General features: G+C 59.8%; 17 protein-coding genes and 1 tRNA gene. 11 read left to right on the top strand and 7 right to left on the bottom strand.

Translation table 11 applies throughout. The features are described from left to right. Positions 1-59: 59 nt before the first annotated feature. The 4 genes from J1D76_RS04470 to J1D76_RS04455 are packed head-to-tail and all read left to right on the top strand — an operon-like array spanning position 60 to position 5,637. Positions 60-2,891 (top strand): xanthine dehydrogenase family protein molybdopterin-binding subunit, encoded by a 2,832-nt coding sequence (locus J1D76_RS04470; protein ID WP_421137217.1) that lies wholly within the window; start codon positions 60-62, stop codon positions 2,889-2,891. Further along, positions 2,884-3,423, top strand: a complete 540-nt coding sequence (locus J1D76_RS04465; protein ID WP_421137216.1) for a (2Fe-2S)-binding protein — start codon at positions 2,884-2,886, stop codon at positions 3,421-3,423. Before J1D76_RS04470 ends, J1D76_RS04465 begins: the two co-directional genes overlap by 8 nt. A gap of 2 nt (positions 3,424-3,425) precedes the next feature. Then, positions 3,426-4,664, top strand: coding sequence for a c-type cytochrome (locus J1D76_RS04460; RefSeq protein WP_421137215.1), 1,239 nt, complete (start codon positions 3,426-3,428; stop codon positions 4,662-4,664). Between the two features lies 1 nt (position 4,665). Continuing rightward, a complete protein-coding gene (locus J1D76_RS04455) occupies positions 4,666-5,637 on the top strand; it encodes an XdhC family protein (protein ID WP_421137214.1) in 972 nt (323 codons plus the stop codon). Positions 5,638-5,747: 110 nt separating this feature from the next. Here J1D76_RS04455 and J1D76_RS04450 read toward each other — a convergent pair whose 3' ends face one another. After that, the gene (locus J1D76_RS04450) at positions 5,748-7,031 is read right to left on the bottom strand and encodes an NAD(P)/FAD-dependent oxidoreductase (protein WP_421137213.1); all 1,284 of its coding nucleotides are present in this window, start codon (positions 7,029-7,031) and stop codon (positions 5,748-5,750) included. A gap of 184 nt (positions 7,032-7,215) precedes the next feature. On the opposite strand from J1D76_RS04450, the gene J1D76_RS04445 reads away from it, so the two are divergent. Then, positions 7,216-7,292 (top strand) — tRNA-Val (locus J1D76_RS04445). 174 nt (positions 7,293-7,466) lie between these two features. Here the strand turns inward: J1D76_RS04445 and J1D76_RS04440 are convergent. Together J1D76_RS04440 and J1D76_RS04435 are read right to left on the bottom strand one after the other, a co-directional pair. Further along, positions 7,467-7,673: a hypothetical protein gene (locus J1D76_RS04440; RefSeq protein ID WP_421137212.1), complete on the bottom strand. Its 207-nt coding sequence runs from the start codon at positions 7,671-7,673 to the stop codon at positions 7,467-7,469. A gap of 313 nt (positions 7,674-7,986) precedes the next feature. Beyond that, positions 7,987-8,739, bottom strand: a complete 753-nt coding sequence (locus J1D76_RS04435) for a carbonic anhydrase (protein ID WP_421137211.1) — start codon at positions 8,737-8,739, stop codon at positions 7,987-7,989. Between the two features lie 193 nt (positions 8,740-8,932). On the opposite strand from J1D76_RS04435, the gene J1D76_RS04430 reads away from it, so the two are divergent. Further along, positions 8,933-9,388 (top strand): DUF2214 family protein, encoded by a 456-nt coding sequence (locus J1D76_RS04430; protein ID WP_421137210.1) that lies wholly within the window; start codon positions 8,933-8,935, stop codon positions 9,386-9,388. A gap of 185 nt (positions 9,389-9,573) precedes the next feature. On the opposite strand, the gene csrA is transcribed toward J1D76_RS04430, so the two are convergent. Beyond that, entirely contained in the window at positions 9,574-9,765 is a 192-nt protein-coding gene (gene csrA / locus J1D76_RS04425) for a carbon storage regulator CsrA (RefSeq protein WP_053161267.1), read from the bottom strand. Between the two features lie 250 nt (positions 9,766-10,015). Here csrA and J1D76_RS04420 point away from each other — a divergent pair, with 250 nt between their 5' ends. Beyond that, positions 10,016-10,378: an SPOR domain-containing protein gene (locus tag J1D76_RS04420; RefSeq protein ID WP_421137209.1), complete on the top strand. Its 363-nt coding sequence runs from the start codon at positions 10,016-10,018 to the stop codon at positions 10,376-10,378. An 85-nt stretch (positions 10,379-10,463) separates the two neighbouring features. On the opposite strand, the gene J1D76_RS04415 is transcribed toward J1D76_RS04420, so the two are convergent. From J1D76_RS04415 to J1D76_RS04405, 3 genes are all read right to left on the bottom strand, one after another. Continuing rightward, positions 10,464-11,153: an endonuclease gene (locus J1D76_RS04415; protein ID WP_421137208.1), complete on the bottom strand. Its 690-nt coding sequence runs from the start codon at positions 11,151-11,153 to the stop codon at positions 10,464-10,466. Positions 11,154-11,157: 4 nt separating this feature from the next. After that, the gene (locus J1D76_RS04410; protein WP_421137207.1) at positions 11,158-11,427 is read right to left on the bottom strand and encodes a DUF1654 domain-containing protein; all 270 of its coding nucleotides are present in this window, start codon (positions 11,425-11,427) and stop codon (positions 11,158-11,160) included. Positions 11,428-11,603: 176 nt separating this feature from the next. Beyond that, positions 11,604-12,692: an asparaginase gene (locus J1D76_RS04405; protein WP_421137206.1), complete on the bottom strand. Its 1,089-nt coding sequence runs from the start codon at positions 12,690-12,692 to the stop codon at positions 11,604-11,606. A 354-nt stretch (positions 12,693-13,046) separates the two neighbouring features. Between J1D76_RS04405 and J1D76_RS04400 the strand changes: the two genes are divergently transcribed. The 4 genes from J1D76_RS04400 to J1D76_RS04385 all read left to right on the top strand — a co-directional run bounded on the left by J1D76_RS04400 (position 13,047) and on the right by J1D76_RS04385 (position 17,229). Beyond that, positions 13,047-13,502 carry a hypothetical protein gene (locus J1D76_RS04400; protein ID WP_421137205.1) on the top strand — a complete coding sequence of 152 codons (456 nt, stop codon included), beginning with the start codon at positions 13,047-13,049 and terminating at the stop codon, positions 13,500-13,502. Positions 13,503-13,690: 188 nt separating this feature from the next. Beyond that, positions 13,691-14,647 (top strand): sugar ABC transporter substrate-binding protein, encoded by a 957-nt coding sequence (locus J1D76_RS04395; protein WP_421137204.1) that lies wholly within the window; start codon positions 13,691-13,693, stop codon positions 14,645-14,647. A gap of 54 nt (positions 14,648-14,701) precedes the next feature. Further along, a complete protein-coding gene (locus J1D76_RS04390; protein ID WP_421137203.1) occupies positions 14,702-16,255 on the top strand; it encodes a sugar ABC transporter ATP-binding protein in 1,554 nt (517 codons plus the stop codon). Next, the gene (locus J1D76_RS04385) at positions 16,252-17,229 is read left to right on the top strand and encodes an ABC transporter permease (protein ID WP_421137202.1); all 978 of its coding nucleotides are present in this window, start codon (positions 16,252-16,254) and stop codon (positions 17,227-17,229) included. The genes J1D76_RS04390 and J1D76_RS04385 overlap by 4 nt, the downstream gene beginning before the upstream one ends. The last annotated feature ends 3 nt before the right edge of the window (positions 17,230-17,232 follow it).

Below are 17,232 nucleotides of genomic sequence, written 5' to 3'. Positions count from 1 at the left end.
TCGAGATTTCCAGTACATAACCAGAAGGGCGGACTCCATAACCGCCCAGAGGATGATCCATGTCCAACCGTGATATATCCCGGCGCTCGTTCCTTCAGGGCGGGCTGGTCGCGGGCGTGAGCGTGACGCTTGCGCCATTGAGCAGCCAGGCGCTGGCCGCCTTGATGGAAAACAGCGTGACCGTGCCGTCCGAGCAGTGGCTCGGCAACAACGGCAAGGCACGCGCCCGTAACGATGCCTTGTCCAAGGTCTGCGGCAGCAAAGTCTTTGCCCGCGACATCCGCGCCAAGGACATGCCGGGCTGGCCGCAGCAGCAAGGCCACGCCATGCTGCTGAAAACCATCAAGGCCGACCACATCTTTGCCGGTATCGACCTGTCGTGGCTTGGTGCCGGGTTGCAGCCGGACCGCATCGTCACCGCCGAAGACCTGGTCAAGGACGGTATCGTGTTCCCTGAGGAGCACGCTCCGGATCCGTTGCTGCCGGCCGGCAAGGTGCCGATGTTCATCGGTCACCCGGTGGCGATCCTGATCTGGAACGACTTCGAGCGCTTCCGTCAGGCCAAGAACCAACTCAAATTCAATGACAAGGCTATCCGCTACGGCGATAAAGTGCCGTTCTACGAAGGCGATCCGTACGGCAGCTTCCGCTACGTGCGTGTCGGCGGCGCGACCTCGGCGGACGAAGACGAGTTCGCCAGCCTCAAGGATTCGATCCTGTTCCCGATGCTGAAAAACCGTCGTCCGGTGTGGAATTCCCAGCCTAACCTGCACGGTAACCTGACCGAGCGTGGGCTGTTCTACGCCGATCGCATGAAGCAGCAGATCGATACGCCGCCGGACAACTGGCTGGTGTTTGATGAGCGCTACAAGACGCCGTCGATCGAGCCGGCCGCCATGGAGCCGGACAACGGCAACGGCTGGTACGATCCGGCCACCAAGACCTTGCACTTTGTTGTCGCCACCCAGTGCCCGCTGGAAGCCGCCACCGAGACCGCGAAGATGATCGCGCCGTCGCGTTTCGGCCTGGCCAGCCTGAACATGCACCCGGGTTACACCGTCGGCTACGGTTCCAAAGACCACAACATTTTCGTCTACTACGCAGCCCTCGCGGCGTTGTACGGCGCCGGTGTTCCGGTGCGCCTGGCCAACGACCGCTACGAGCAATTCCAGAGCGGCATCAAGCGTCACCCGTTCGACATTCGCTACCAATTGGCGGTGGACAAGACCGACCACAGCTTCAAGATCTTCCGCGCTGAAATGAGCGTCGATGGTGGCGGACGCATCAACTACAGCCCTTCGGTGGCGGCAGTGGGCGCTACGGCCGCACAGTCGATCTACTACATGCCGCAGAACGATCTGCAAGTTACCGCCTATCACTCCCGCGCCGTCGAAGCCGGGTCGATGCGTGGCTACGGCACCCTGCAGAGCATGGCGTCGACCGAGATGATGGTCGACGAAATTGCCGGTCGTCTGGGTGTCGATGCCATTGAGCTGCGCCGCAAGAACGCGCTGCGCTCGGGCATGAAAAACACCCAGGGAGCGATCCCGGCCGGTGCCTTGCGCCTGCACGAAATTCTCGACAAGGCTGCCGTCCACGACACCTGGAAAAACCGCGACGCGATCAAGCAACAGCGCGAAGCAGCCGACCCGGACAACTGGTATGGCGTCGGTTTCGCGATCTGCCAGAAAGACTTCGGCACGGGTTCCGAAGCGCCGATGGCGAGCATTGAATTCACCGCCGAAGGTCGCATCAGCCTGCGCCACATCGGTATCGAAATCGGCACCGGCATGTCCACCTCCCAGGCCATGGTCGTGGCTGACTTCCTCGGGGTCCCGGCTCACGAAGTGAAGACAGGCGAAACCGAATGGAAGGAGTTGCAACTGGTCAGCAGCGGCAACCCGTACATCATGAGCCAGGCCGAGCAAGACAACGTCCTGCGCAACCCGCGTTGGGTCGGCAAGGTGGCATCGGCATCGTCGGCCACCAACTCCGCCTATTACTTCAGCCACGCCACCCGTGAAGCGGCGCGCGTGCTGTTCAACCACGGCTTGTGGCCGGCGGCGATGGAGATCTGGCGACAAGGCCCGTTCGGCGGCCAGGCCAACCCTTACGTGGTGCGCCGCGAAGACGCCTATTGGGTCGACGGCAAGCTCACCGCCAACGGCATGGAGCCCCTGCCATTCGCCGTGCTGGCCAAGCGCGTTCACGAACGCGGCCTGGTCAGCGGCGCCACGGTGCACGGCTTCAACCGCTGGAGCTGGGCCGAGGCCGAGTTCAGCATCGACGGCGTGCGTGAACGCTTGCCGCTCGACGGCTTGGCGGTCAAGTACGGCGACGGTGCGCCGAACGCGAAGAAGGCGCAGATGAGCAGCGCCGGTTTCCACCTGCTTGATCGTCAGAACATCGCCTACCCGGCAACCCAGTTGAACAACGCGGCGGTGACGTACTACAGCCCGGTCGCGACGCTGGTGGAGGTGAAGGTCAACAAAGGTTCGGCGGAGGTGTCGGTACTCAACCACCATTCGTGGGTCGAGTGCGGCCGCGTTCTGGTGCCGGAACTGGTCAAGGGCCAGCTCGAAGGCGGCATCGCCATGGGTATTGGTCATGCGCTGATGGAAGAGATGCCGCTGTACGAAGGTGGGCCGGGGGAGGGTGACTGGAACTTCAACCGTTACCGCCTGCCGATGGCGCGTCACGTTGCGGTGTGGAAACAGACCTCAGACATTCTGCCACCATTGTCGCCAAGCGACCCGTCCAAGGGCATCGCCGAAGTGGTGATGATCCCGGTGGTCGGCGCCATCGGCAACGCCGTGGCGCATGCCATCGGTAAACGTGTCCGCGACCTGCCTATCACTTCTGCACGCATCAAGGAGGCCCTCAATGGCTAACCGTCCGCTTCAACTGACCCTCAATGGTCAATCCGTCGGCCCGGTGGACATCCCTGATGACCTGCCGATGATCGATTACCTGCACGAATACAAGAACCTCACCGGTTCGCGCCTGGGCTGCGGACAGGGTATCTGTCACGCCTGCGTGGTGATCGTCGACAACCCGGACGGTACCAGTGAAGAAGTGCGCACCTGCATCACTGGCGCACACTATTTCGAAGGCAAGAAAGTGCGCACCATCGAAGGCCACGCAACCCGCGACGAGCAGGGCAAGGTCGCCGAGCTGAACCCGATCCAACAGCGCTTCGTCGACGAGTTCGCCTTCCAGTGCAGCTACTGCGCGCCGGGTTTCGTCAACGCCGCGACCGTGCTGGTGGAAAAGCTGCAGCGGCAGCCGATCGTCAAAAGCCAGTTGGAAAAAGTCATCGAGGACAGCCTCGGTCATCACATCTGCCGTTGCACCGGGTACGTGCGCTACTACAGCGCCACCCGCAACGTGTTGACCGATCTCGGCCTGGTCAAGGAGGGTTAAGCATGAAGCGACTACTTAGCCGTCTGGCATTGGCGGTCGGTCTGGCTGCGCCTGTGATGGCAGCTCATGCCGATGATGCGCAGGTCAAGCAAGGCCAATACCTCGCCCGCGCCGCCGACTGCATGGCGTGCCACACCGCGCCGGGTGGTGCACCGTACGCCGGTGGATTGCCGATTGTGTCGCCGTTCGGCACGATCTACGGCACCAACATCACTCCAAGCAAAGAGCACGGCATCGGCCTGTACAGCGATGACGAGTTCTTTGCCGCGCTGACCGAAGGCAAGCGCCGTGATGGCGCCAACCTTTACCCGGCGATGCCGTACACCTCGTATCACCTGATGCCGCGCGCTGATTCCGATGCGATCCACGCCTACCTGAAAACCGTCGAGCCAATCGAGCGTACCGCGCCAGTCACCAGCCTGAGCTTCCCGTTCAACGTGCGTCTGGGCCTGATGGGCTGGAACCTGATGTACGGCAAGGATGTGAAGCTGGAACCGGCCGAAGGCAAGAGCGAAGCCTGGAAGCGTGGCCAGTACATGGTCGACGTGCTCGGTCACTGCGGCGAATGCCACACACCACGCGGCTTGCCGGGCGCGATGCAGCAGGACAAACGCATGACCGGCGGCATTCTCAATGGCTATCTGGCGCCAAGCCTGCTGGCCACTGACCTGGCCGCGCGTGGCTGGAATCATCAGGACCTGAGTTCGTTCCTCAAGCACGGCATGAGCGCCCAGGGGGCGATGTTCAACGAGATGTTCCCGGTTTTCCACAACAGCACCCAAGGCCTCACCGATCCGGATCTGGCGGCGATGGCGACCTTCTTGCTCGGCGAACAACCGCCGGCGGCGAAAGTGCTCACCGAAGTGCCGTTGGACAAACTGAGCCCAAGTGCCCAGCGCGGCCGTCAGGAATATTTAAACGTCTGCGCCGGTTGCCATGCTCCGGGCGGCGAGGGTAAACCGCACATCGCGGTGGCCATGCGCGGCAACACCACATTGCGCCTGGAAGATCCGCGCAATCTGGTGCGAGTGATCGACGACGGGATTGGTGAGCAGAAGTTCTCAGGCTTCGAACATATGCAGCCGATGCCAGGCTTCGCTCAGAAGCTGGGTGATGGGCAACTCACGGACCTGCTGAACTACCTGCGTCAAGGTTGGGGTGGCCAGCCAAATGATCTGGCAGTGAATGACGTGCAGAAGCTGCGAGCCGATGCGCCGCCGCTCGAGCACAAGGCCCACTGATATGCAGCACCTCGATCTGCAAGTGGTACGCCGGGCGCTGGAGTGGTCGGCGGCGGGGCAACGCGTCTGGCTGTGCACGGTGTTGGCCACCTACGGTTCGGCACCGCGTGCGCCGGGTTCTCTGCTGGCGGTGAACGCGGATGGGCATTGGATCGGTTCGCTGTCCGGTGGCTGTGTCGAGGAGGATTTTCTCGAGCGGGTTGCCGAGGGCGCATTTCTGGAATCGGTATGTGTTGTTCGCTATGGCGAAGGCGACGATCCCCGTTCTCGCGTCAGCCTGCCCTGTGGTGGTGTGCTGGATGTGCTGGTCGAGAAGCTGGAGGCCGATTGCGACGTGCAGGCGCATTTGCGTGAGCTGGAGTCGGCGCTGCTGGGCCGGCGTCGGTTGATCCGCGAAGTCGATCTGCAAAGCGGTGCGCGCAACCTGTTCGAAGACCGTGAGCAGGGCGTGCGTATCGAGCGTGAAATCGACCGGGTTCGCGTGCGGGTCGGCGCGGCCCAGCGCTTGCTGCTGGCCGGGTATTCCAGCGTCGCCCAGGCTTGTGCGGAGTTTGCCGTGGGCCTGGGGTTCGAAGTGATTCTGTGTGATCCGCGGGACGAAGTGCTCGAAGGCGTGGTGCTGGAGAACGTTGAGATTCGTCGCCAATTGCCGTCGGTGTTCATTGCCGACGGTGGCTGCCACAGCGATACCGCGGTGGTGGCGTTGACCCACGATCCGCGTATCGATGACCTGGCGATGATGGAGGCGGTTCGTACCGATGCGTTCTACATCGGTGTGATGGGCTCCATGCAGACCTCGCAAAAGCGCTTCGAACGCTTGCGGCGCATTGGTGGTCTGGGGGATGTCGAATTGGGGCGGATTCACGCGCCTATCGGGCTGAACCTGGGCAGCAAGACACCGGCAGAGATTGCCTTGGCGGTGCTGGCTGACATCTTGCGAATCCGCAGCGGCATCGCCCGCAACAAGCTGTAACCCCCTCTCAATCCCTTGTAGGAGCTGGCTTGCCAGCGAAGGTTGTCAAATCCAACAACGATGTTGGCTGACAAAACGCCTTCGCTGGCAAGCCGACGCCTACAGGCCCCTTAAACGCCGAATTTGTCGCGCAACCCGTAGTACCAGGCGCCCAACGCGGCGAACGGTGTGCGCAGCATTTGTCCGCCCGGGAACGGGTAGTGGGGCAGGTCGGCAAACGCGTCAAACCGCTCGGCCTGGCCACGCAGTGCTTCGGCCAACACCTTGCCCGCCAGGTGCGTGTAAGTCACGCCATGGCCGCTGCAGCCTTGGGAGTAGTAAATGTTGTCGCCCAGGCGTCCGACCTGAGGCAGGCGCGACAGCGTCAACAGGAAGTTGCCTGTCCACGCGTAATCGACCTTCACGTCCTTGAGTTGCGGGAAGGCCTTGAGCAGTTTCGGTCGAATGATCGCTTCGATGTTCGCCGGGTCTCGCGCGCCATACACCACGCCGCCGCCGAAGATCAGACGCTTGTCGCCGCTGAGGCGGTAATAGTCGAGCAAATAGTTGCAGTCTTCGACACAGTAATCCTGAGGCAGCAGTGTCTTGGCCAGTTCTTCACCCAGTGGTTCGGTGGTGATCACCTGAGTACCGCATGGCATCGACTTGGCGGCCAGTTCCGGCACCAGATTGCCCAGGTAAGCGTTGCCAGCGACGATGATGAACTTGGCCCTGACCTTGCCCTGCGGCGTATGCACCACCGGGTTGGCACCGCGCTCGATGCGTACGGCCGGTGACTGCTCGTAAATCGTCCCGCCCAGGGATTCAACGGCCGCCGCTTCACCCAGCGCCAGGTTGAGCGGATGAATGTGTCCGCCGCTCATGTCGAGCATGCCGCCCACGTATTGATCGCAGGCGACCACCTCACGGATGCGGCGTTGATCCAGCAACTCCAGCTGGGTATGGCCGAAGCGTTCCCACAGGCGCTTCTGCGATTCGAGATGGCCCATCTGCTTGGCGGTCATGGCGGCGAACACGCCACCGTCCTTCAAGTCGCACTGGATGTTGTACCTGGCAACACGCTCACGAATGATCCGTCCACCCTCGAACGCCATTTGCCCCAGTAGCTGAGCCTGCTTGGGGCCGACGGTGCGCTCGATGACATCGATATCGCGGCTGTAGCTGTTGACGATCTGGCCGCCATTGCGCCCGGACGCCCCGAAACCTACCTTGGCGGCTTCGAGTACCGTGACCTTGAAGCCGTTCTCCAACAAGAAGAGGGCAGAGGACAGCCCCGTATAACCGGCGCCAATCACGCAGACATCGGTCTCGACGTCATCCTGCAGCGCCGGGCGCGGCGCAACCGCATTGGCCGATGCGGCGTAGTAGGATTCTGGGTAAGGGGTGTTCGCCATCCTGCTGCCTCTGTTTAATATATTTTACGAGTGCGTTGATCCTACCCGAGTTGAAAATCGGCCGCCAGCCACCCGGAAAATCTTCTTTGCAGCCGCGAAATTAAATATTTTGCATATTCATAGGGTTAGCGTGAAAAAAGGTGTTGACACCCCTCCGCAATTCCGTAGAATGCCGCCTCACAGCAGGCACGTAGCTCAGTTGGTTAGAGCACCACCTTGACATGGTGGGGGTCGTTGGTTCGAGTCCAATCGCGCCTACCAAACAAAATCCGCTCTGCTGGGCGGTCTGGAAGGGCTCACCGAAAGGTGGGCCCTTTTTTGTTGCGTTCGATTTTTAAGAAGCGTTCACATCAGGGCGCGATGCCGATTGAGCGGATGCCAGGCAACCAGTGATTGCCGGGCACGCCGTCAGGAAGGCTTCTGCTTAAAAATCGGTCAGAGGGCAAAGGTGTTTGCAAGGCCGTGGTGCGCTTCCTGTGTTCCAGCGATCAGGTGCAGGGGGAAGGTTTGTTGCGCGTCAATGGGCGTTATTTCAAAGCTTCCTACAATCTGGAGGTGGCGTTCGCTCAGTTCGATCGACTCTGCTGCCTTTTCCTTAGCCATTCTCGCGTGGTTCATTGCGATTTCGTTGAGCGTTGACACGTTACATCTCCCGGTGACCGACCTAGCGTATCGCTGGCGTCCTTAAGCATTGATGGAATGGTTGCAGCGTCAGAATTATGTCGTTCCTCTGCTGCTAAGCGCGTCTGTGCAATCCTCACGCCACGAATGGACGGTAAACCGTCGTGGCGTTTTCATTGGCGACGAATGGTTTGCTGCTAAGCATTGAAGTCCGGTCACATCGTCAATCAAGCATAGACCGGCCTTACGGCCTCGGTAACTCGAGCCCAGCCGTCGCGCTGGGCTCTTCAAATGCAGGGTTATGCGGCGAGGCTGGCGCGGTGCATGTAGCGGGTCAGGCGATCAGCTCTACCCTGCCGGTTGCCAGGCGATAGACGCCTCCCACGATCTTCAGCAGGCCTTTGCTCTGCGCATCCGTGAGCAGGGGCGAGGCCTGTTTCAGGCTGTTGACCGAATTTTTGACGTTCTGCGCGGTGGCGTTTTCCATCAAGCTCCCGGGCTGGTTGACCACCGCCTCGACGGCCGATTTGAGGGCGTCGGTCAGTTTCGGGATGTGGCCGGGGAATACGGTCTTGTCCTTGACTGCCTTGATACCGGCCTCGATGGCGCCGCAGCTTTCATGTCCGAGGACGAGAATCAGCGGCGCGCCCAGCACGGCAACGCCGTATTCAAGACTGGCCAGACCTTCCGGGGTCACGAAATTGCCTGCGACGCGGATCGAGAAAAGATCGCCTCGCGCGGTGTCAAACGCGTACTCCGGGGCGATGCGCGAGTCTGAGCAGCTCAGCACGGCCACGAACGGGTTTTGACCGGATACCAAGGCTTCTCGCTCGGCCTTGAAGTCATGCGTCGTGGAAGTGCCGCCTACATACCGTTGATTGCCTTCCATCAGTCTTTTCAACGCCATGTCGGGACTGATGACATTTTGTGGTTTGGGTGGCGCCGAGGCTTTTTCCGCTGCCTGGATGAGCTTGCCTGGCAAGGTGCTGGTGAGCAGCAGGGCGCCTGCGCTCCATCCGGCAATTTGAAGAAAGCGACGACGATCTGTTGGGTTTGAAGCAGAGCTTGAATCACATGATTCACACATGATTTTGTGTACTCAGTTCAACGCGGTGAAAGAGAGTTGCGGTTGGGGTTGGCATTGCCGCGCAGGCTCAATACCAGCGCAGTGGAGTCTAGTTGGTATATCGGGGCAGTGTCCGCAGGCTCTGTGCAAGCAGACATTTCATGAGCTACTACTGACAGGTTCGTAAAACTTCAGCCTGGTAGGGGGATTCTCGATGCTGACTCACTGGTTTCTGGCGGCGGTACATCTTTTGGCGTTTGCCCTGGCGTTCTGGGCCGTGCTGGTCCGAGGCACGGCGTTTCGGCGTTTGGCCGACGGTGTAGGCGAGGTGCGCAGCGTGCTGATCGCGGACAATATCTGGGGTGTTTCAGCAGTCGTCCTGTTGATCAGCGGTGGAATGCGAGCCTTTGCCGGTTACGAGAAAGGCGCGGACTACTACCTGCATCAGCCACTGTTTCATCTGAAGATGACCCTGTTCGTGCTGATCTTGCTGCTGGAAGTCGCGCCCATGGTCACGCTGATCAAATGGCGGATCGCACTGGCACGTAAAGCGCCGATCAACACCGGTCGTGCAAAGCTGTTTACCCGAATCAGTCATACCGAGGCGCTGCTTGTACTGTTGATGGTGGTGGCAGCGACGGGGATGGCGCGGGGCGTGACGTTTGGTTGATTACCCAAGTAGAAGCATCCTTCCCTGTGGTAAACCAGAAACGTCTTACAGCCAGAGCGTTGAGCTTGCCGCTAGTATCGACCCCTGACGAATGTGTGGGCAGGCAAGCGGAGGCGATGCGTTGGCGAATCTTTAGCCAGCCGTGATTCCGGATCGAACGGGCTGGCTACTGACTGCAACAGCATTCAGGGCTGCGGCTTTTCCGGGGCGGTGAGGCCGGCCTGAATACGCTGGTAAATTTCTTCACGGTGCACGGCAACGTCTTTTGGGGCGTTTATGCCGATCCTGACTTGCTGGCCGCTTACGCCCAGGATGGTGATCGTAATGTCATCACCAATATTTATGCTTTCACCGACTTTGCGGGTGAGTATCAGCATGGTCTTCTCCTTGATTGCTTTGTGGGGCACCTGATTCGGACAGTGCAGAGGTCGGTGGTATGTATAGATTAGTGCGAAGTCTCACGGTTTGGGTGCCTCTTTCTGACGCGCAGATGTAGCATTAATTCCCAAGGCGTAACTATACAGAGGCCGCAACCATCATTCTCGTTGTTTTAAGCCCATTTTGCGGCACTCGCGAAGTATTCATGGATGTTAAAATCGGCGCTTTAAGCATTCAGAGGAAAGTGCCGTGCGCAAAATGGTCTTGGTATTCGCGATATTGGCGCTGGCGGGATGCGGCGAGGGCAGTCGTGTGGATGCGCCGAAGCCGAAACCGGCCGTGGCGGCCTTACCTGCGCCGGTGTCCGGCCCGCAATGGGATCTTGAAGTGCGAGGTGAAACCCCTCAGGCGGTCAGCGATTTGAGTGGCTGGCTGATCGAGCACGGTTTCATGACCAGCGTCGTCAAGGAAAACGGCAATACCCGAATCCTGATGGGGCCGTTCAACTCCAAAACCGAGGCCGAAGCCAAACAGGAAGACGTTCGCGCAGCGCTGACTCGCGCGAAACAGCAGAATATCCAGTTGTTGGTGCTCGAGCGTCCGGCGGCGTAATACCGGTCGTCGTGACAGACGAAACAAAAAAGGCCTCGAGTGTTTAGCGTCGAGGCCTTTTTGTTTTCATTGTCCCGTCCTGGACTCAGCCGCAGGCTTTCATGTTTACCGGGCCGACAAACTCGTTGCCGCGCCCCATGACGCACGCCACGCTCTGATTGCGTTGCCGCTCCCAGGCTTGTACCGGATAGGTTTTGTCCCAGGCTTCGTACAGTTGCCGATCCTGTTTCGACAGGCGCAGGCCGTACTGCTTGCTCATGTAAAAGTAGGTCCGGGCGATCATCCCGCGAATGGAAGGTCTGGGCATGATTTTCTTGGCCTTGAAATCGACCTGGGTCAGACACGAACCATATTGCCCGGGCTGTTCGGGCAGCCAGCCGTAACTGAAGTTGCTGCGATCGCCATTGACCTCGCCAATGCTGGGCACCAGGTTGTGTAAATCGGCTTCGGCTTTCTGGAACACTGGATCGTAACGGGTGCAGTTCTTGCGACCGCCCGCTTGCCAGCACTGGCGTTGATGACCGATCTGCCAGGCCGGGACGATGTGCTCCCACTCGATACGCGCGGCTCGCTTTGCGTTTTTCCGCGGTACATACCCGCAAGCGGCAAGGTTCACCCGGTTGCCGGTGTACTTGCAGCCACAGTAAAACTCAGTGGATTGGGGCGCATAGAGCTTCCACGCCACCTTCTTCGCTTCGGTAAAGGTGCGCGGGGCGCCGGCCTGCGCACCGATGGCAAAAAACAGAAAAAACACAGCAAACCAGCGGGCACTCATTGACTCAGTCTTCCTTCGGCACAACCCAGAAAATCTGCACGCCGCCGTCGTCGCGGTAGGCGAGGGTAACGTTGTCGTTCTCGTCGATTTCCTCCAGCAATTGCTCCCACTCATCCACAGGTTCGTCGGGGAGGCGGAAGATCAGGGCTGCCCTGGCTTTTTGTGCGGTGGGGGAGTTGATGATTTTCTGAACGCGCAAGCCCATGCGTACATAGGTGTCAGGAGAGTCAGAGGTGATGTCCACAGGATTATCCTTATTAAGCTGTACGTGCATACAGTATTTAACTGTAGGGCTTTTCGCAACTGCTTAAAATTCAAGAAAATCCTCTGACAGCGCTTTGACCCGTTTGGTAAGACGATGGGAATGTTTTCGGGTGAGGCGAGCGCCACTGGCTGGCGTCGGCCAGTGGCGCTCGGGTGCCCGACCGGGGTCGGTCGGGTGAGGGGGGTTCAATATTCCCAGAACATCCGTTGCAGTTCTTTGCTGTCGTTGGTCTTGGTCAGCGCGACCATCGCCAGGATCCGAGCCTTTTGCGGGTTGAGGTCATGGGCCACGACCCAGTCGTATTTGTCGTCAGGCTGTTCGGCGTTGCGCAGCACAAAACCGCCGGCGTTGACGTGGGACGAGCGAATGATCTGCACGCCATCCTTGCGCAGCGCTTGCAGGGTCGGGACTACTCGCGACGATACCGAGCCGTTGCCGGTACCGGCGTGGATGATGGCTTTGGCGCCGGATTGAGCAAGGGCCTTGTAGGCAGTGTCGCTGACGTTGCCGTAGGAGTAGGCGATTTCCACGTCAGGCAGGCTCTTGAGGGTTTTGATGTCGAACTCCGAGTCCATGGTGTGACGCTTGGCCGGTAGGCGGAACCAGTAGGATTTTCCCTCGACGACCATGCCCAACGGACCCCAGGCGCTTTTAAACGCTTCGGTCTTGATGTTGATCATCTTGCTGACATCGCGACCCGACTGGATTTCATCGTTCATGGTCACCAGCACGCCTTTGCCGCGCGCTTCTTTGCTGCTGGCCACGGCCACGGCGTTGTACAGGTTCAGCATCCCATCGGCGGACATTGCAGTGCCGGGGCGCATAGAACCGACGACGATGATCGGCTTCTCGGTTTTTTCCACCAGGTTCAGGAAATACGCGGTTTCTTCCAGGGTGTCGGTGCCGTGGGTGATCACAATGCCATCGACGTCCTTGCTGTCGGCCAGCTCGGCGACGCGACGACCCAGTTGCAGCAGGTTTTCGTTGGTGATGCTTTCGGAGGCGATTTGCATCACTTGTTCGCCACGAACATTAGCCAGTTGGTTCAGTTCTGGCACGCCAGCGATCAATTGTTCAATGCCGACTTTCGCCGCTTGGTAGGTTGCGCTGTTAGCAGCACTGGCGCCGGCACCGGCAATGGTGCCGCCGGTGGCGAGGATCACCACGTTAGCCAGTTTCTGTTGGGTTTCGACTTCTTTCGCCTGAAGGGCAGTGGGCAGAAGCAGCAGGAGGGCCAAGGCGCCCGGAACAAAGGTCTTGAGTGCAGATGTCATTATTTTTCTCTTCTAGTTGTAGGACGGTGCGGGTGCAAGTTCATCTAGATCGCCCCAGGCGAATCTGAACGCAGGGGTCCGAGTAGAAGAGCAGGATCTGTACCAGCAATACGTTGAAGTGAAAAACACGCATAACTTAATGATTTGTAACGGTATTGCAGAATGTGTCCACGACGGTTTCGAGGGTAGGGCGTCCGGAATGCCGAACATGTTTGGAATTTATGTTCGGCTCTCCGAAACGTTTACATGCCCCGTGTAAGCGTTCCGTTTATCAATTCAGCGGTAAACGGCTAAAGAAAACGGCGCACCGGTCGATGCGCCTTCAAGGGATCTATTTCTTTCAGGAGAGTTCACATGTCGTTATCTATTGGTTTTCCCAATGCCGCCGGCATCACCATCGGCGGCAAATCGGTCGCTACCATTCGCGACTTGAGCGACGCGACCGATGACGGTGCTGCCCAGGCGCTGGGAGCGAAGGAGAGCGACACCCAGGTTAAAACGGGCCCGGTCGGTTTGGGCGCGAGTGCCGGCGCAGAAGCCGAGCCGCAAAGCGATAACAGCAGCATTACGATCAAGGTCCTGCTCAAGCGCCTGAAGGAACTGCAACAGCAATTGCGTGAGCAACAACAGCAATTGGCGGAGGCCCAGGCGACGTCCTACCCCACGCCCGAAGCCAAGACCACCGCAGTCGCGGCCATTCAAGGGCAGGTGGCCGATACCAACGGTGCGATCCTGCAAGTGAGTGCCAGCCTGATCAAGGAGCTGACAAAAGGCTCGGGCACAGGATCGGTGGTCAACACCACGGCATGAAGGGTGTGCCGTGGTTCACCAGGCACTCTGCGCAACGTCTTTTCGGTCGTTGACAAATAGCGGCAGGGTTCGCATAGTTCGGTTCACGCAAACGTTTGCGCGATGCCGCCGATGAACATCGCGGTGGGTCGTGAAGCTTACGTCAGCGCAAGCGTTGCTCACAATAATCATAAGATCGGAGTGAACCCATGAAGCTGCCATTCGCTGGACGTCTTCTTGCTGTCGCTATGCTGGCTGCCGCCACCGTTGCATTGCCTGTCTCTTGGGCCTTCGCCGAAACCCCTGAAAAACCGAAAGTCGCACTGGTCATGAAATCCCTGGCCAACGAATTCTTCCTGACCATGGAAGACGGCGCCAAGGCCTATCAGAAAGACCACTCCGGTGAATTCGAGCTGATCTCCAACGGCATCAAGGATGAAACCGACACCGCAGGCCAGACACGCATCGTCGAGCAGATGATCCTGGCCAAGGTCAACGCACTGGTGATTGCTCCGGCAGATTCCAAGGCCATGGTCCCGGTGATCAAGAAAGCCATCGATGCCGGCATCACCGTGATCAACATCGACAACCAGCTCGATCCCGCCGTCGTAAAAAGCAAAAACATCAATGTGCCGTTCGTGGGCCCGGACAACCGCAAGGGCGCGCGACTGGTGGGCGACTACCTGGCCAAGCAACTGAAGCCCGGTGACGAAGTCGGCATCATCGAAGGTGTGTCCACCACCACCAATGCCCAGCAGCGCACCGCCGGTTTCAAGGATGCGATGGAGGCGGCGCAGATCAAGGTCGTATCCCTGCAATCCGGTGACTGGGAGATCGACAAAGGCAATAAAGTGGCCGCCTCGATTCTCAGCGAATACCCGCAAACCAAGGCCCTGTTGGCCGGTAACGACAGCATGGCGGTCGGTGCGGTATCTGCGGTGCGCGCCGCGGGCAAGGCTGGCAAGGTGCAAGTGGTCGGCTACGACAACATCAATGCGATCCAGCCAATGCTTAAGGACGGTCGCGTGCTGGCCACGGCGGACCAGTTTGCTGCCAAGCAAGCGGTGTTCGGTATCGAGACGGCATTGAAAATTCTCAAGGGCGAGAAGGTCGACGGCGGTACCAACGGCGTGATCGAAACGCCGGTTGAGCTGGTCACCCAGTAACCCTCTAGCGACGCAATTGCGCTCGTCCAGCTGGACGGGCGCGTGGGAGTTTTTATGTCCGCTTGCGCTACGGACGCTGTCCTCTCGGTCAGCGGTATCGGCAAGACCTACGCCCAGCCGGTTTTGGCCGGCATCGACCTGACGCTCATGCGCGGGGAAGTGCTGGCGTTGACCGGCGAGAATGGCGCGGGCAAAAGTACGCTGTCGAAGATTATTGGCGGGTTGGTCACGCCGACCACCGGCCAGATGCAGTTCCAGGGGCAGGACTATCGCCCCGGTAGCCGGGCCCAAGCGGAAGCACTGGGGGTCCGCATGGTCATGCAGGAACTCAATCTGCTGCCGACCTTGTCGGTGGCGGAAAACCTGTTTCTCGACAACCTGCCCAACAGCGCCGGCTGGATCAGTCGCAAGCAGTTGCGCAAGGCTGCCATCGAGGCCATGGCCCAGGTCGGGCTCGATGCCATCGACCCGGACACGCTGGTCGGCGAGTTGGGCATCGGCCACCAGCAAATGGTCGAGATCGCCCGCAACCTGATCGGCGACTGCCATGTGCTGATTCTCGATGAGCCAACGGCGATGCTCACGGCGCGCGAAGTCGAAATGCTGTTCGAGCAGATCACCCGCCTGCAGGCGCGCGGCGTCTCGATCATCTATATCTCCCATCGCCTCGAAGAACTGGCGCGGGTCGCCCAGCGCATTGCTGTGTTGCGCGATGGCCTCTTGGTCTGTGTCGAGCCGATGACCAACTACAACAGCGAGCAATTGGTCACCTTGATGGTCGGTCGCGAGCTCGGCGAACACATCGACATGGGCGCGCGCCAGATTGGCGCTGCGCTGTTGACGGTCAAGGGCCTGAGCCGTGCCGACAAGGTTCGCGACGTGTCGTTTGACGTCCGTGCCGGTGAGATTTTCGGCATTTGCGGATTGATCGGCGCAGGGCGCACCGAGTTGCTGCGCCTGATCTTCGGTGCCGATATCGCCGACAGCGGCACGATTGCCCTGGGTTCGCCGCAGCAGGTTGTCAGTATCCGTTCACCGGTGGATGCGGTCGGTCATGGCATTGCCTTGATCACTGAAGACCGCAAGGGCGAAGGTCTTTTGCTGACCCAATCGATTGGCGCCAACATCGCCTTGGGCAACATGCCCGGCATCTCCAGCGCTGGCTTTGTCGATAACGATGGCGAGAGCGCTCTGGCCCAGCGTCAGATCGACGCCATGCGCATTCGCAGTTCGGGACCCGCGCAGTTGGTGTCGGAGTTGTCCGGTGGCAATCAGCAGAAAGTCGTCATCGGCCGTTGGCTGGAGCGCGATTGCTCGGTGTTGTTGTTCGACGAGCCAACCCGCGGCATTGATGTCGGCGCCAAGTTCGATATCTACAACCTGCTGGGTGAGTTGACCCGTCAAGGCAAGGCGCTGGTGGTGGTGTCGAGTGACTTGCGCGAGCTGATGCTGATCTGCGACCGGATCGGCGTGCTCTCGGCAGGACGCCTGATCGAAACGTTCGATCGCGACAGCTGGACCCAGGATGAATTGCTCGCCGCGGCGTTCGCCGGCTATCAAAAACGTGATGCGCTGCTTAACGAAGCCGCGCCTAGGGATCTTCCATGAAAACCGCTTCTTCCGCCGGCAAACGCAGTGGCAGCTTCTACGGCCTGGGAACCTACCTGGGGCTGGCGGGTGCCTTGTTGGCGATGATCGTGCTGTTCTCGCTGTTGAGCAGTCATTTCCTGTCGTACGACACGTTCAGCACCTTGGCCAACCAGATTCCTGACTTGATGGTGCTGGCGGTCGGCATGACCTTTGTCCTGATCATCGGTGGCATCGACCTGTCAGTCGGCTCTGTGCTGGCACTGGCGGCCTCGACAGTTAGCGTGGCGATCCTGGGGTGGGGCTGGAGTGTCCTGCCCGCCGCGTTGCTCGGCATGGCAGTCGCGGCGCTCGCGGGTACCGTCACCGGCTCGATCACGGTGGCCTGGCGGATACCGTCGTTCATCGTGTCCCTGGGCGTATTGGAAATGGCCCGCGGGTTGGCGTACCAAATGACCGGTTCGCGCACAGCCTATATTGGCGATGCGTTTGCCTGGTTGTCCAATCCGGTGGCCTTCGGTATTTCACCGTCATTCATTATCGCGTTGCTGATCATTTTTATCGCCCAGGCGGTGCTGACCCGCACGGTGTTCGGTCGTTACCTGATCGGGATCGGCACCAATGAAGAGGCCGTGCGGCTGGCGGGGATCAACCCCAAGCCATACAAAATCCTGGTCTTCAGCCTGATGGGCTTGCTGGCCGGCATTGCCGCGCTGTTCCAGATATCACGTCTGGAAGCTGCCGACCCGAATGCCGGGTCCGGCCTCGAGTTGCAGGTAATTGCAGCCGTGGTGATCGGCGGGACCAGCCTGATGGGCGGTCGCGGTTCGGTGATCAGCACGTTTTTCGGTGTGCTGATCATTTCCGTGCTGGCCGCAGGCCTGGCGCAAATCGGCGCCACCGAACCCACCAAGCGCATCATTACCGGCGCAGTGATCGTCGTCGCCGTGGTGCTGGACACGTATCGCAGTCAACGCGCAAGCCGGCGGACCTGATTC

The sequence above is a fragment of the Pseudomonas sp. NFX15 genome (assembly GCF_049132105.1).
Taxonomy (GTDB): Bacteria; Pseudomonadota; Gammaproteobacteria; order Pseudomonadales; family Pseudomonadaceae; genus Aquipseudomonas.
Note: the sequence above shows the minus strand (reverse complement) of the source record. Positions and strands in the feature narration are given on the sequence as shown.

Coding starts and splice junctions, on each gene's coding strand:
- J1D76_RS04460 (WP_421137215.1), top strand. CDS start 3,426: ATGAAGCGACTACTTAGCCGTCTGGCATTGGCGGTCGGTCTGGCTGCG.
- J1D76_RS04405 (WP_421137206.1), bottom strand. CDS start 12,692: ATGACATCTGCACTCAAGACCTTTGTTCCGGGCGCCTTGGCCCTCCTG.
- J1D76_RS04435 (WP_421137211.1), bottom strand. CDS start 8,739: ATGTGTGAATCATGTGATTCAAGCTCTGCTTCAAACCCAACAGATCGT.
- J1D76_RS04470 (WP_421137217.1), top strand. CDS start 60: ATGTCCAACCGTGATATATCCCGGCGCTCGTTCCTTCAGGGCGGGCTG.
- J1D76_RS04390 (WP_421137203.1), top strand. CDS start 14,702: ATGTCCGCTTGCGCTACGGACGCTGTCCTCTCGGTCAGCGGTATCGGC.
- J1D76_RS04395 (WP_421137204.1), top strand. CDS start 13,691: ATGAAGCTGCCATTCGCTGGACGTCTTCTTGCTGTCGCTATGCTGGCT.
- J1D76_RS04455 (WP_421137214.1), top strand. CDS start 4,666: ATGCAGCACCTCGATCTGCAAGTGGTACGCCGGGCGCTGGAGTGGTCG.
- J1D76_RS04410 (WP_421137207.1), bottom strand. CDS start 11,427: ATGCACGTACAGCTTAATAAGGATAATCCTGTGGACATCACCTCTGAC.
- csrA (WP_053161267.1), bottom strand. CDS start 9,765: ATGCTGATACTCACCCGCAAAGTCGGTGAAAGCATAAATATTGGTGAT.
- J1D76_RS04465 (WP_421137216.1), top strand. CDS start 2,884: ATGGCTAACCGTCCGCTTCAACTGACCCTCAATGGTCAATCCGTCGGC.
- J1D76_RS04415 (WP_421137208.1), bottom strand. CDS start 11,153: ATGAGTGCCCGCTGGTTTGCTGTGTTTTTTCTGTTTTTTGCCATCGGT.
- J1D76_RS04450 (WP_421137213.1), bottom strand. CDS start 7,031: ATGGCGAACACCCCTTACCCAGAATCCTACTACGCCGCATCGGCCAAT.
- J1D76_RS04430 (WP_421137210.1), top strand. CDS start 8,933: ATGCTGACTCACTGGTTTCTGGCGGCGGTACATCTTTTGGCGTTTGCC.
- J1D76_RS04385 (WP_421137202.1), top strand. CDS start 16,252: ATGAAAACCGCTTCTTCCGCCGGCAAACGCAGTGGCAGCTTCTACGGC.
- J1D76_RS04400 (WP_421137205.1), top strand. CDS start 13,047: ATGTCGTTATCTATTGGTTTTCCCAATGCCGCCGGCATCACCATCGGC.